The organism is Kordiimonas sediminis, assembly GCF_014656395.1.
Taxonomy (GTDB): Bacteria; Pseudomonadota; Alphaproteobacteria; order Sphingomonadales; family Kordiimonadaceae; genus Kordiimonas_A; species Kordiimonas_A sediminis.
In genome coordinates this window covers 920,062-934,390 of record NZ_BNCI01000002.1, presented here as the reverse complement: position 1 = coordinate 934,390, position 14,329 = coordinate 920,062, and the positions used below count along the sequence as shown (strand labels likewise).

Here is a 14,329-nt window from a genome sequence, read left to right as displayed (position 1 = left end):
GGTCGAAATAAATGAAGTAATGGAAACGATTAATTTATTTAAGGGAGTTTATGATTATGTCCAATATTGAAGTATGTCAGATCAAAAGGCCAAAAGGATGGCCAGAGATGAGCGACTTTGAAGTGAAGTATTCCACTGTTCCGACCCCTGGTGACGGCGAGATACTGTTAAAGATACTGTATTTGTCTGTAGACCCCTATATGCGGGGTCGTATGAATGATACGAAAAGTTATGTGCCTCCCTTTGAACTGGGCAAACCAATGCAGGGCGGTATTGTTGCCAAGGTCGAAAAAAGCAATTCTGACAAATTTACCGAAGGTGACTATGTTGTAGGCATGGGCAATTGGGCCGAATATATGGTCACAGATGGCGGGGGCTTTATCAAAGTCGATCCTTCTCTTGCTCCTCTCTCATATTATCTTGGAATTTTAGGTATGCCTGGACAGACTGCATGGGTTGGTTTGACGGCTGTTGCGGGCCTGAAGAAGGGTCAGAATGTTTATGTTTCTGCGGCATCTGGTGCTGTTGGTCAGGTGGTTGGCCAGATCGCAAAAAATATGGGGTGCCATGTTTCGGGGTCAGCGGGTGATGATGCCAAGGTAGCCTATTTGAAGGAATTGGGGTTTGACGCGGCCTTTAACTATAAAACTGCCGATAACCTGAATAAAGCCCTTGCAGAGGCTAATCCAAAAGGCATCGATGTATATTTTGAAAACGTTGGCGGTCCTATGCTTGAAGCCGTTTTGAACAACATGAATATGTTCGGACGGATTGCAGTCTGCGGCATGATTGCTGACTATAATGCCAAAAGTGCTAGTGAGGTCTCAACGGCTCCTAGAAATATGACACAGATGATCGGCAAGGCAATCAGAATGGAAGGTTTTATTGTTAGCTATTATCCGGATGCTTGCAAGGAGTGGCTTGGGGTTTGTGCTGAATGGCTGAAAGACGGTAAAATCTCTTATAAAGAAAGCATGGTTGAGGGTATCGAGAATGCTCCGCAAGGATTCCTTGATATGCTGTCGGGTAAAAATTTCGGTAAGCAAGTAATCAAAGTTGCCGACGATTAATGCGGTTTTTGCGCAAAAGTTTACTACTATTGGGAAAGGTCCTTTTGGGGGCCTTTCTCCTTTGCGTAGCGGTCTATAGCTATTTTTTATGGCCAGGTTTCGCCCCTGATTTGGATCAGCCGCCAAAGGACTATATTCAGCATATTGAATCATATGGTACCCCCTCGGCGCGAAACGTCGTTGGCATTGAACCCTTTATGGAGCCTCTCGATTACGCGACTGCAGAGCGTTTTCAGACAAAGCTGGATTTGTATTTCCGGCGCGCAAAGAAAGAAGGCTGGTTTCAGAAAAACACGATTGTAGTCCTGCCTGAGCATATTGGCACCTGGCTTGTCGCGTCAGATCAGAAAAGCCGTGTTTATAACGCTTCAACCCTAACGTCTGCTTCAAGTTATATCGCTGCGTGGCATCCCCTGCAGATATTAAAAAATCTGATAATTTTTGACCAGGAAGATAAAAAGGTTGAAGCAGCGTTATTCCGATCACGTTCTTCTGAAATGGCGAAAATGCAATATGATATCTTCGGGGAATTGGCGAAAAAGTATCAGATAACGTTGGTGGCAGGGTCTTCTATCCTGATGACGCCCGGCGTGTTTGACCGGACATTGTCCTATGGCCACGGCCCTTTATTTAATGCAGGCTTTGTCTTTGGTCCCGACGGAAAGCCGATGGTTGATGCTATTAGAAAAGTTCACCCTGTCACGGATGAAGTGGGCCTGATCCGGCGAGGTGTAGCCGACTATTTACCGACATTTTCTGCAAGCGAGATTAACTTTGCTGTTTTGATATGTGCCGATAGCTGGTTTGCCGACACATACGGTGCGGTAAAGTCTGCCAGCCCGGATATTATTATTGTTCCAGCCTTTCTCTCTGATCAAAGCTGGGAGATGCCGTGGCAAGGCTATCGGGATGATCAGCCTGCCTTTGATGGCTGGAAAGCGGATGTGGGCCGTATCAGCGAAGGGGAAGCCTGGCAGACGTATACCTTGACCCAACCGGACCACACAAAGATAGCCGAGTATGGTATGACTGTTTTCCTAAAAGGCACCCTTTGGGACATTAAAGGGAGTGGACGTGCACTTATCAAACAGGGCGATACCCAACATGTTGGTCAAAATGGTGATGACGGCGCAGCTTTATATAATCTTTGGCTTCAATGATGATATGATTGAAGCACTTATTTGCTAGTCCGCTACCTGATTTCTGACCCATTCAAAATACTCAGGATTGCCATCAATAACAGGCAATACGGTGATGCAAGGCACCTGATAGCTATGAAGGTTTTTGATCTCTTCTATAGCTGCTGGTGCTTTTTCCTTCGTTGTTTTCATGATTACTTTGACTTCATTCTCTAAAGAGATAAGGCCGTTTGCTTCATAAATAGACCGTGTTCCGGGCTGCACATTGGCACAGGCAATCAATTTACCACGTACAAGCGCAGTCGAAATATGGACCGCAGCATCTTCATTCTCTGCCATTACATACAGTGTCACAATATCGGTTGAAGTCACCCTTGCCCCCTTGTTTTATGAATTAGATTTAACAGTGCACCAATAACTACAACACCGCCACCCTGATGGAAAGTGCCCCAACTGACAGGGATATGCATTAGTAACATGATAACACCGATGATTATTTGTAAGATGATAACCGCGAAGAGCATATTAGCGGCGGATTGGACCGCCCTGCTTTCTGATCTCGCCATGTACCAGATTAGCCCTGCCAGCACGAACAGCAAATATGCGCCCATTCTATGATTAAACTGTAGTGTGACAGCGTTTGAAACCAGATTAGACCACCAAGGATCCATGGCAAATAGGACGTCAGGAACAAACTGACCCTCCATCAATGGCCATGTGTTCATTATGTAACCAGCCTTCAGTCCGGCAACAAACCCTCCAAGAATAATCTGCAGCGACAGAATAAAGAGGGTGAATATTGTGAGTTTTCTGAAGCGGTCAGAAACAGTTTCATAGCTTTCTCGAACCAGCGATAAGGCTGTCCATAGCAATGCAGAGAAAATTATTAAAGCTAGGGACAGATGTGCCGTCAGACGAAAATGACTGACGTTTGGTTCGTTCACTAAGCCTGATTTGACCATATACCATCCCAGGCCTCCCTGAAGGCCTCCAAGGATAAACAGGCCAAACAGTCGTGGTGTTAATCCTTCTGGTACTTTTTTGCGCCAAAGAAAGTATAGAAAGGGAACAAGAAAAAATACGCCTATCAGACGACCCAGCAACCTGTGTCCCCATTCCCAATAGAAAATGCCTTTAAATTCTTCGAGCGACATTCCCGCATTTTTGATCTTATACTCAGGGCTTGTCCGATAATCATTGAATTCTTCCATCCATTCTTCCTGCGTAATGGGAGGAATGGCGCCTGTGACAGGGTTCCAATTAACCATCGAAAGGCCAGATTCAGTAAGACGGGTAGCCCCTCCTACAACGACCATTGCGAAAACGGAAAATGCAACAAAAAGAAGCCATATACCTATGGCTCTTTTATTAGGATCAGTAGTTTCAATCAGACTTTTCATAGGACCTTGCTAGCCCGAAAGGTACCGCTGGACAAGTGTTATCTTCTGTATTTCAACAAGCGGTACTCAAGTAGTGAGAAGGCATAAAATATAATCATGCCGATGATAGCCAGTAACAGCAGGCCAGCGAACATTTTTTCAGTTTGAAGGCGGTTTCCAGCCTCGAGTATACGCCATGCAAGTCCTTGCGCGCCCCCAGAGCCAGCGACAAACTCTGCTACAACGGTTCCAATGAGAGCTAGGCCTCCGCTTACCTTCAGGCTTGCCAGTAAATACGGCATGGCTGTTGGCCACAGCAGTAAGTGAAACCGTTGCCAGTTACTGGCGCCGTAGAGTTTAAACAGATCATTCAGTGTCCGGTCCACTGACTTTAAACCCGCTGACATATTGCTTAGAATTGGGAAAAATGCAGCAAGCCATGCAATAATGATCAGGGCACGATTGACGTTATCAATACCCACCCAAATCAGCACTAGCGGGGCCACTGCGACGATAGGCGTTACCTGCAGGATAACTGCTAGGGGATAAAAGGCCGCTTCAAATGTCCTGCTAAGCGAAAAGCAGAGCGCCAGAAATATACCGCTGAATAATGCAGCCAGAAGCGCTGATATAGTAATCGTCAATGTGTTGATAGTGGACTGCAAAAAAAGTTCCTGGTTATCTATAAGTGCGCAAAGAATAAGGCTAGGTGCGGGTAATAAAAATTTAGGGACGTCAAAATAGTCAACAGATAGTTCCCAAAGTATAATTAGGGATAGTATCGACACTAAAGGTAGGGCGAGTGCTTTACGCATAATCATGCTTCCTCCAGTGCACGAAAGATGCGTGCCGCATTATCTGCAAACTGATGGGATGATCGCTGTTTAGAAGACGGCAAGGATCGATTATGGTCCAGTGGCAGTATGCTCTGCAACTTGCCCATGTTCAACACAACTGCGGCGTCTGCAAGGTATGCGGCTTCATAAACACTATGTGTGACAAAGATAACTGTCATTTTTAGCCTGTCCTGCAGCGATAGAAGCAGATCATTTAGTTCAAAGCGCAAAGGCTCATCAAGCGCTGCAAATGGTTCATCTAGCAATAATATCTCGGCTTTTTGCGTTAAGGCGCGTGCTATGGAGACGCGCATTTTCTGTCCTCCGGAAAGTTGAGCCGGGTATCGGTCCTCAAGTCCATCGAGACCTAATAAAGAGATATAGCTCTCAATCTCTGCTGTGGATGCAGATGCTGCACCAAGAGACACAGGAAGCTTGATGTTATGGTAGACAGACGCCCAAGGCAGTAACGCTGGTTCCTGGAAAACAAAAGCAGGCGGAGTGTTAGTCTGAATATCCACACTTCCCTTGTCTGGGGTTTCAAGTCCTGCAATCAGCCTTAGCAGCGTTGACTTCCCGCAACCACTTTTCCCGAGAAGACTATATATGTGTCCTTTTTGAATATCCCATGAAAGACCCGTTAAGATCGGATGTATGTCGTCGTAGGCAAAGGAAAGGTCTTTCAGGGTAATGCTTTGATTAGTCATGTATCAACCCAGGGACTAAATCCGGCACTAACAGGTTATTGACGTTGACGCCCTTCTCTACTGCACCGAGATTGGACATTTCTTTATAAAAAGTCTCCCACCGCGTGACAGACATGCTGCCCAGCGTCTCTTTATCACCTGCAATGCCTCGTGACCGAATTTCATTGATTGCAAAGGACAATAATTCAGGTGTCATCTCGGGGTTGTCATGCAGGATGAGTTTATTGGCAGGTGCCGGGTCCCCATATAAATAGTCAATCCATCCTTTTATTGACGCGCGAACAAAAGCCGTCACTGTCTGCCTGTTATCTTTCAAGTAGGAATTGTTTACCATTACCATGCCCGAGTATCCTGGGTAACCAGCATCGGCGAATAATAGGACTTTTGGGGTAATGCCGGCCTGTCTGGCACTGAATGGTTCAGAAGAGACATAGCCCTCCTGCACAGTCCCTTTATTTACAAGCCACGGCGCCAGTGAGTAGGTATATTTCCGGATTTGTTGATCCTTATACCCAAATTTGGATTTCATCCAGGGCCAAAAGGCAGCAATAGCAGCATCAGAGATGAAAATGGGACGTCCCTGTAATTGGTCAAAACTATCAGCAGGATCATCAGGATGTAACATCAATATTTGCGGGTCTTTTTGAAAAGAAGCCATGACCACTTTAACATCAACACCTGCACTCAGCATATTTATCGGTTGAAAACTATTGGACGCTATGGCGATATCCAGTGCCCCGGCCGCTAAAAGCCTTGGATTGTCGCTTCCCGGCCCTCCCGGACGGATGGTAACCTTAAGACCTTCGGCCTGATAATACCCATTTGCAAGAGCCTGATAAAACCCACCATGCTCTGCCTGAGCTTTCCAGTCGGTTGCGAATGTGATGCCGTCTGCTCTTACGCTAGTAAGAGACAGGACCGAAAAAAATATAGCCAGCCAAATTTTCATGTGACTGACTATAATTTAATCGTGTGCGGTGTCAAAAAATATGCTGATTATTTCGAACCTTTTCCGTACCTTTTGCCCCTTTTGCTGTCGCGGTTCTGGCGACGTCTGCCTTCATAGGGGTTAGAACCTTTCCGTGTATAGAACCGTAATGGAACACCCGGTAGGTTAAAGTCTCTACGCAGTTCATTTTCAAGATACCTGACATAACTATCAGGTAGATCATCTGGCATGTTACAAAACAGCGAGAAGGTCGGTGGCCGCGTCTTGATTTGGGCGCCGTACCGTATCTTAATCCTGCGACCAGCCACGCTAGGAGCTGGATGCTTTTCAAGCGTATCAGAAAGCCATTTGTTGAAGGGCGATGTAGGAATGCGGGCATTCCACATGGAATAAGCCTCTTCAACGGCAGGCATTATTCTGTCCAGACCTTTATCCATCAAGGCAGATACAGTGACAATCTGAACCCCTTTAAGCTGGGGCAAACTTTTGGTCAGGGCATCTTTAAGCTGTCGCTGTGTATCCAGGCGGTCCTTAACTGCATCCCATTTGTTCAGGATAATGACAAGTGCACGACCTTCTTTGACGACCTTTTCTGCGATTTTAAGGTCCTGCTTTTCGATGCCAAGTTCTCCGTCCAGCATCAGGCAAACAACTTCTGCGAACTGAACCGCACGCATAGTGTCTGCAACAGACATCTTCTCAAGCTTTTCGGTAATCCGTGCCTGTCTCCGCAGCCCTGCCGTATCAAAAAGACGAACGGGCATACCTTCCCATTCCCAGTCTACCGCGATACTGTCTCGGGTCAGGCCTGCTTCTGGGCCAGTGATCAGTCTGTCTTCACCAACCAAGGCGTTAATCAAAGTTGATTTGCCTGCATTTGGGCGGCCTACAATCGCTAGCCTTAAGGGTCTTTCATCGTCATTTTGACCTTCTTCATCGACGAATTCATAGTTCAGGTCACCTTCTTCGGGCCCTGTGTCTTCATTGCGGCTTTGGCCTTTGCCGTACTCTTCTTCTTCATGCGCGTAAGGGTCGATACCGATCTCTTTCAGCGCGGAGACAATGAACTGATATAAATCTGCAAGGCCTTCGCCGTGCTCGGCAGACAGCGGTACAGGATCACCCAGTCCAAGGGTGTATGCTTCAAAAACACCTTCTTGAACTGCCCGGCCTTCGCATTTGTTGGCGCAAAGTATAACGGGCTTCTTTGCCCTGCGCAGCATGGCTCCGAAATGCTCATCCATGGTGGTGACGCCTACTCGGGCATCATAAAGCATGAGTGTAACATCAGCGTCTTCAATCGCCGCCTCAGTTTGCTTGCGCATTCTGTCAGATAGCGTACCCGGTGCGCCTTCTTCTAGACCTGCAGTATCAATAAGGCGGAATTCAAGGTCAGAGATATTGCCCATCGCTTCTCGGCGGTCACGGGTAACCCCCGGTGTATCGTCGACAATTGCGAGACGCTTGCCAGCAAGACGGTTGAACAATGTCGATTTACCGACGTTAGGGCGGCCGACGATTGCGAGTGTGAATGTCATTTTTTTAATCCGTAAAGACCTAGCGATAAGCTACTAGGTCTCCATTATTTGTCAGAACAATCAGGGTATTGTCCACAACGATTGGAGAAGTTGTTGACCCTGACGGCATTTTTGTGCCGCTTAAAACTTCACCGGTGTAAGGTGACAATGTTACAACATAGCCGTGGGAGCTGGTAAGAACAAGACGGTCACCGGCTAGCACAGGGCCGTTCCATTTGATAAGGTCACGGCGTTTTTCCTGATTAAGAAAGCGTTGCAGCTGAGTTACCCATCTGATTCTGCCGTCACCCAGCGTCATAGATACGACCTGGCTATCAATTGTTGCAAGAAAAGCGAAGTTACCTGCAATCCAAGGAGTGTTAACACCTGCGATATCAGCTTCCCAGGAGCGTTCGCCGCTACGCATGTCAATGGCAACCATCCGGCCGCCATGACTAACCGCATAAACCTTGCCGCTATCAATCACAGGAAACGCATCAATATCAGCAAGAGTTGCCAGAGGTGTAAGTCGCTGTGAACTGGTCAACGCGTCTTGCCATAGAACTCTACCGTTTGCTGCACGCAGTGCAATCAGTTCTCCTGAAGACAGAGCATGAACCAGCGCGCCATTTTCATAGGCCGGGCTTGCTGCGCCGAGCATGCCAGCGGTCTCTGCGATGCCAACATGTTCCCACAATAGCTCACCGGACTGCTCATCAAGGGCAACAATCAGGTTGTCATGGGTGGTGACAAAAACTTTGCCTTCTGCAATTGTGGGGGCTCCACGCAGTGGAACGCCTGCGGCATACCGCCACATTTCACGACCAGTGTCTGCATCGAGCGCAACTGCAAAACCGTATCCGGATGTTGCGTATACATTGCCGTTTGCATAAGAGGCACCACCGCCGTAACCCAAATCAGATCGGTCACCATTTGTCGGCGCCAATTCTGTTGACCAAAGACTACGTCCAGTTTCAAGCGTAAAGGCAGAAACAGTGCCTTCAACGTCCACAGCAAATACCTTGCCGTCTGCCGCAACAGGGCTTGAGATGATGCGTTCATAATCGCGGTCACCACTACCAACACTTACGCGCCAAACCTGTGAAAGGTTATCATCAAGGCTTAGGTGCTGTGCAGCGTGACTGGCGTTTGCGCCTGCCTGTGCCCAGTTTTTGTTTAAAAACGGCGCAGGCACTGCCACAGGTATTCCGGCAATCGCGTTGTCGGCATCCAGATACTGGGTCGTGGTCAGAATTGATATACGTTCCCTGCCCTCATCGTCATAGGCGTTTTTAGGCTTGCTGGGTCCATCAAAAAAACTACAGGCAGACAGCATGCTAGCGGCCGCCACGAGAGTAAGCGCGGGGCGCACCTGGCGTATCAATGTCATGACGTCTCTCCGCTATTTTCTTCGGCAGGCGCAGGAACGTCTTCTGCTGCGGCGTCTGAAGTTTCCGCATTGAACAGTTTCAGATCCAGATAATCACGCATCTGTACAGCACGAGAGCGAATAGTCTGCGGGGTTTGTGGATCGTCAGCAAGAATACTGAATTTATCCATTGCGGCTTGGTCATCGCCAGCTTTGATGTCGAGGAATGCTAGCTGTTCCTGCGCTGAGAAATACCAAGGACGCCCTTTTACCGCCAAGATAGAAAAACGCGACCGAGCATCAGCATCATCACCGCGTACAGTAGACACCAAAATCGCAGCGTTGAAAGCAGCGAAGCCTTTTAGCGCTTCATCACGATCAGTGCTATTGGCAAGTGCGTCATAGGTTTCAATCGCTTTTTCCGGGCGACTGTCTTCCAGATATGCTGCTGCCAGGCGCAAAGATGCGAGCGCAGCATAACCTTCTTTCATGTTTGGAAGTGCTTTTTCCCAAACGTCGATAGAATCACCAAATTTTGCAGCCTCAATAGCTTCATTGAATGCGGCACTGTTTGCTTCTTCAACACCTGCGCGATAGCTGGAATAGATTTCCCGTGCAGCAACGGTAATAATGATACCAATTGCAATGGCAATGATATATTTGCCGTATGCTGTCCATAGAGAATTCAGCCTTTCGCGGCGTAGTTCTTCGTCAACTTCCTGTAAGGCAAGATCGGGATTCTGATCCGACACGCTATACTCCTAAAAATAGACTGCCATCGCAGTGATTTTTGTTCTTATTAATGTTGAATAGATTCGTTAAATTTCGGCTACCATAACCAAAGCGAACGCAATAAGCAAACAACTGATTGTGGTCATTTTGGGACAGTCTGAAATATGCTTGAATTCCGCTATTTTTTCATCTTGTACGTATGCTCTTCTGCAGGGAATTCTCTGGACCGGACATCTTTAGCATAGTTGGCGACAGCTTCATTGATGTCTACAGCAATTTCAGCATATCGTTTCACGAATTTCGGGTTAAACGAGAAAAGTCCCAACATGTCTTCGGTCACCAGAATTTGCCCGTCACATTTGTTCGATGCTCCGATACCAATGATTGGGTTTGAAACAGCCTCAGTGACGGCTTGGGCAAGTGGCTCGGCAACGCCTTCGAGAACCGTGGCGAATGCCCCTGCTTCTGCAATTGCTTTTGCGTCGTCTATGATGGGCTGCCATTCTTCTTCGGTTCTGCCGTGTGCACCGTAGCCGCCGTATGTATTAACACTTTGTGGCATTAAACCAACATGACCCAGAACCGGAATACCGCGATCAACCAGAAACTTCACAGTTTCAGCCATTTCTTTTCCGCCTTCTAGTTTGACAGCTCCGGCACCGGTTTCACTTAAAAGACGCGCTGCATTGTGAAAGGCAACTTCCTTGGACTCTTCATACGAGCCAAAAGGCATGTCAATTACGACAAGTGCACGCTTGGCACCTCGCATTACTGCCCTGCCGTGCGTGATCATCATGTCCAGCGTTACGCCTAGTGTGCTGTCCATGCCGTAAAGGACCATACCAACGCTGTCCCCGACCAAAATGAAATCGCAATATTCGTCCAGGCGAGCTGCCATAGGCGTAATATAGGCCGTTAAGGAAACAATAGGTTCCCCACCTTTTCGTGCACTTATGTCCTTGGCAGTTCGACGCCGTATCATGGGAGAAAGCTTTACGCTGTCAGACTTTGGTGATGTTGACATCGTGAATACCCTTTCGTTTGCAATATAGCAGAATCATATAAAATCTGAATTTCTTGCAATCGTATAGTAGGAATCAACGCATGCGTCAAAGTAGATTGCTGCGCTGCGATATTCTGAGTGCCAGGAAAAGTGACGAAGAAAATCAGAAAAGACACAAAAAAACCGACCGAAACTGTCCGGCCGGTTTCTAGAGCTTTTATTCCCACTCAATCGTTCCAGGAGGCTTGCTGGTCACATCATACACGACGCGATTAATGCCGCGAACCTCATTGATAATGCGGGTCGCTGTACGCCCAAGGAAGTCGTGCGGGAACGGATAATAGTCAGCAGTCATACCGTCTGTTGATGTAACCGCGCGCAAAGCACAAACATGATCATAGGTACGGCCGTCACCCATCACGCCAACCGTTTTAACGGGCAAAAGAACGGCAAAAGCTTGCCAAATAGTGTCGTATAAACCCGCATTGCGAATTTCTTCAAGATAAATGGCGTCAGCTTTGCGAAGAATATCGGCTTTTTCACGCGTAATATCGCCGGGAATGCGAATTGCCAGACCAGGACCAGGGAATGGGTGTCTTCCCACGAAGACTTCCGGAAGGCCAAGTTCACGGCCCAAGGCTCGTACTTCATCCTTGAATAATTCTCTGAGCGGCTCAACAAGCGCCATGTTCATACGGTCAGGCAGACCACCAACATTATGGTGTGACTTGATCGTAACGCTGGGGCCTCCAGTGAAGGATACAGATTCGATAACATCAGGATAGAGCGTCCCTTGGGCAAGGAAGTCTGCACCGCCAACTTTGCGGGCTTCTTCCTCAAACACGTCAATGAACAGTTTTCCGATGGTTTTACGCTTTACTTCTGGATCAGTGACGCCTGCAAGCTCGCCCAGGAATAGGTCAGAGGCATCTTTGTGCACCAGATTAATGTGATAATGCTCACGGAACAGGCTGACAACTTGCTCGCTTTCACCTTGGCGCATCAAACCGTGATCTACATATACACAGGTAAGTTGGTCACCAATTGCCTCATGCAGCAGGACTGCTACAACAGAACTGTCCACACCGCCGGACAAGCCGCAGATTACTTTCTTATCGCCGACCTGATCGCGGATTTCCTGAATTTTAGTTTCTTTGAAGCTGGCCATCGTCCAGTCGCCAGAACACTGACAGATTTGCAGAACAAAGTTTTCAAGAAGTTTTGCGCCGTGCGGTGTATGCACTACTTCTGGGTGGAACTGTACGCCGTAGAACTGCTTTTCATCGTTGGCTATAACTGCAAACGGTGCACCTTCGCTGGTTGCCACTGTTGTAAAGCCTGAAGGCAGTGCATCTACGTGATCGCCGTGGCTCATCCATACTTGTTCGCGGTCACCAACAGCCCACACATTGTTGAACAGGGCGCAGTCTGCTTTGATATCTACGAAGGCGCGACCAAATTCCTGATGGTCAGATGTTGTAACGCTACCGCCAAGTTGTTGAACCATTGTTTGTTGGCCATAGCATATTCCCATTACTGGAATACCCATGGTAAACAAACGCTCTGGCGCACGCGGTGTGTCGGCATGGGTTACTGACGCGGGGCCGCCGGACAGAATAACCCCTTTGGGTGCAAAGTCGTCTAGAATTTCGTCTGCTTTGTTGAACGGAACAACTTCACAGTATACGCCAGCTTCCCGCACACGACGGGCAATTAGCTGTGTAACCTGAGAGCCGAAATCAATGATGAGAATATTATCGCTCATTCTGTGCCTCTATCATCTTGTATAGTCTGAATGCAAAAAAGGCCCAGACGTGTCTAGGCCTCTTGTTGATTATTCGCCATCCTTTTTAGGTGGCTCAACGGTTCTGATGTGCAACTCGCGTAGTTGCTTAGGCGACACTTCAGAAGGCGCCTGCATCATCAAATCTTCTGCCCGCTGGTTCATCGGGAACAGGATGACTTCGCGGATATTTGGTTCATTTGCCAGCAGCATTACAATACGGTCAACGCCTGGTGCGATACCACCGTGTGGAGGGGCGCCATATTTAAAGGCGTTCAGCATGCCGCCGAACTCTTCTTCTACCACTTCTTCCGAATATCCGGCGATACCAAAGGCTTTGATCATGATATCTGGGCGGTGGTTACGAATGGCACCGGAAGACAGTTCAATGCCGTTACAAACGATGTCATATTGGTATGCTAGGATGCTAAGAGGGTCTTCGTTTTCCAGCGCTTCCATACCGCCTTGTGGCATAGAGAATGGGTTATGAGAGAAGTCAATCTTCTTATTGTCTTCGTCGTATTCGAACATTGGATAGTCAACAATCCAACAGAACTTAAACTCATCATCCGGAATAAGACCCAGGTCTTCACCAACTTTTGTACGGGCAACGCCTGCAAGCTTGGCTGCGCCTGCTTCTTTATCACAAGCAAAGAAAACACCGTCGTTATCGCCTAGGCCAAGTTGATCAATAATTGCCTGTGTGCGCTCTTCACCGAGATTCTTGGCAATCGGACCACCAGCTTCACCATCAGTGATTTTAATATAGCCAAGACCTGCAAATCCTTCCTTCTTGGCCCAGTCGTTAGTGCCGTCGAAGAACTTACGAGATTTTGCACCTGCACCAGGCGCAGGAATTGCACGGACAACAGCGCCGTTTTCAATCATGCTGGCAAAGATACCAAAGCCAGAGCCGCGGAAATGTTCAGTGACGTCCTGAATGATCAACGGGTTACGCAGGTCAGGCTTGTCATTCCCGTATTTCATCATGGATTCAGCAAATGGAATCCGCGGGAAAGCGCCACCGTCAATCTTCTTATCTGAAAACTCGCGGAAAACGCCGGCAATAACAGGTTCAATGGCGTTGAATACGTCTTCCTGCGTAACGAAGCTCATTTCCATATCCAACTGGTAGAATTCGCCTGGGCTACGGTCGGCACGCGCATCTTCATCGCGGAAACAAGGGGCGATCTGGAAGTAGCGGTCGAAGCCAGAAACCATGATGAGCTGTTTAAACTGCTGCGGTGCCTGTGGAAGCGCATAGAACTTCCCAGGGTGTTGCCGTGCAGGTACCAGGAAGTCACGGGCACCTTCCGGGCTGGAAGCAGTCAGGATAGGTGTCTGAAACTCGGTAAAGCCCTGATCAATCATGCGGCGACGCAGGGACGCGATAACATTACTACGTAGCAATATGTTCTTGTGCAAACGATCGCGGCGCAGATCAAGGAAGCGGTACTTAAGTCGGATATCTTCCGGATATTCCGTTTCGCCAAATACCGGCAAAGGAAGTTCCTGCGCGGCGCTTTGAATTTCAATAGCGTCCACAAAGACTTCAATGTCACCTGTTGGCAGGTCTTTGTTTACAGTCTCGTCGGAGCGTGCTTTGACACGTCCGTCAATTGTAATAACGCTTTCAGAGCGTAGCGCCTCGGCAGTATCGAATGCCTTACTATCAGTATCCAGAACGAGCTGCGTAAAGCCGTAATTATCTCTCAGGTCGATAAACAGGACACCGCCATGATCTCGCTTCCGGTGAACCCAGCCTGAAAGTTTTACAGTGTCACCTACGTTTTCTTTACGAAGGTCGTTACATGTATGCGAACGATACGCGTGCATGGTGCTATC

13 protein-coding genes are annotated in these 14,329 nt (G+C 48.0%); 2 read left to right on the top strand and 11 right to left on the bottom strand.

All coding sequences use genetic code 11. The features are described 5' to 3' along the window. Window positions 1-56 precede the first annotated feature (56 nt). Both IE181_RS11850 and IE181_RS11845 read left to right on the top strand, forming a co-directional pair. On the top strand, window positions 57-1,070 hold the full coding sequence (locus tag IE181_RS11850) for an NADP-dependent oxidoreductase (RefSeq protein ID WP_191254230.1): 1,014 nt from the start codon (window positions 57-59) through the stop codon (window positions 1,068-1,070). A 197-nt stretch (window positions 1,071-1,267) separates the two neighbouring features. Then, the gene (locus IE181_RS11845; RefSeq protein WP_191253216.1) at window positions 1,268-2,230 is read left to right on the top strand and encodes a nitrilase-related carbon-nitrogen hydrolase; all 963 of its coding nucleotides are present in this window, start codon (window positions 1,268-1,270) and stop codon (window positions 2,228-2,230) included. 24 nt (window positions 2,231-2,254) lie between these two features. Here IE181_RS11845 and cutA read toward each other — a convergent pair whose 3' ends face one another. The 11 genes from cutA to aspS all read right to left on the bottom strand — a co-directional run bounded on the left by cutA (window position 2,255) and on the right by aspS (window position 14,320). Then, complete coding sequence (gene cutA, locus IE181_RS11840) at window positions 2,255-2,581, bottom strand: divalent-cation tolerance protein CutA (RefSeq protein ID WP_191253214.1); 327 nt, start codon at window positions 2,579-2,581, stop codon at window positions 2,255-2,257. After that, window positions 2,578-3,609 (bottom strand): COX15/CtaA family protein, encoded by a 1,032-nt coding sequence (locus tag IE181_RS11835; RefSeq protein ID WP_191253212.1) that lies wholly within the window; start codon window positions 3,607-3,609, stop codon window positions 2,578-2,580. Before IE181_RS11835 ends, cutA begins: the two co-directional genes overlap by 4 nt. A gap of 38 nt (window positions 3,610-3,647) precedes the next feature. Next, window positions 3,648-4,253, bottom strand: a complete 606-nt coding sequence (locus IE181_RS11830) for an ABC transporter permease (RefSeq protein ID WP_229819395.1) — start codon at window positions 4,251-4,253, stop codon at window positions 3,648-3,650. 152 nt (window positions 4,254-4,405) lie between these two features. Further along, complete coding sequence (locus IE181_RS11825) at window positions 4,406-5,131, bottom strand: ABC transporter ATP-binding protein (protein ID WP_191253208.1); 726 nt, start codon at window positions 5,129-5,131, stop codon at window positions 4,406-4,408. Beyond that, window positions 5,124-6,080 (bottom strand): ABC transporter substrate-binding protein, encoded by a 957-nt coding sequence (locus tag IE181_RS11820; protein WP_229819394.1) that lies wholly within the window; start codon window positions 6,078-6,080, stop codon window positions 5,124-5,126. Before IE181_RS11820 ends, IE181_RS11825 begins: the two co-directional genes overlap by 8 nt. Before the next feature lie 47 nt (window positions 6,081-6,127). After that, entirely contained in the window at window positions 6,128-7,618 is a 1,491-nt protein-coding gene (gene der / locus IE181_RS11815; RefSeq protein WP_191253206.1) for a ribosome biogenesis GTPase Der, read from the bottom strand. 19 nt (window positions 7,619-7,637) lie between these two features. Beyond that, a complete protein-coding gene (locus IE181_RS11810; RefSeq protein ID WP_191253204.1) occupies window positions 7,638-8,987 on the bottom strand; it encodes an outer membrane protein assembly factor BamB family protein in 1,350 nt (449 codons plus the stop codon). Beyond that, complete coding sequence (locus tag IE181_RS11805; RefSeq protein ID WP_191253202.1) at window positions 8,984-9,718, bottom strand: tetratricopeptide repeat protein; 735 nt, start codon at window positions 9,716-9,718, stop codon at window positions 8,984-8,986. The genes IE181_RS11810 and IE181_RS11805 overlap by 4 nt, the downstream gene beginning before the upstream one ends. A 158-nt stretch (window positions 9,719-9,876) precedes the next feature. Next, window positions 9,877-10,722: a 3-methyl-2-oxobutanoate hydroxymethyltransferase gene (panB, locus tag IE181_RS11800; RefSeq protein ID WP_229819392.1), complete on the bottom strand. Its 846-nt coding sequence runs from the start codon at window positions 10,720-10,722 to the stop codon at window positions 9,877-9,879. Window positions 10,723-10,918: 196 nt separating this feature from the next. Further along, complete coding sequence (gene guaA, locus IE181_RS11795; protein ID WP_191253200.1) at window positions 10,919-12,466, bottom strand: glutamine-hydrolyzing GMP synthase; 1,548 nt, start codon at window positions 12,464-12,466, stop codon at window positions 10,919-10,921. Between the two features lie 69 nt (window positions 12,467-12,535). Further along, the gene (aspS, locus tag IE181_RS11790; protein WP_191253198.1) at window positions 12,536-14,320 is read right to left on the bottom strand and encodes an aspartate--tRNA ligase; all 1,785 of its coding nucleotides are present in this window, start codon (window positions 14,318-14,320) and stop codon (window positions 12,536-12,538) included. Window positions 14,321-14,329 lie beyond the last annotated feature (9 nt).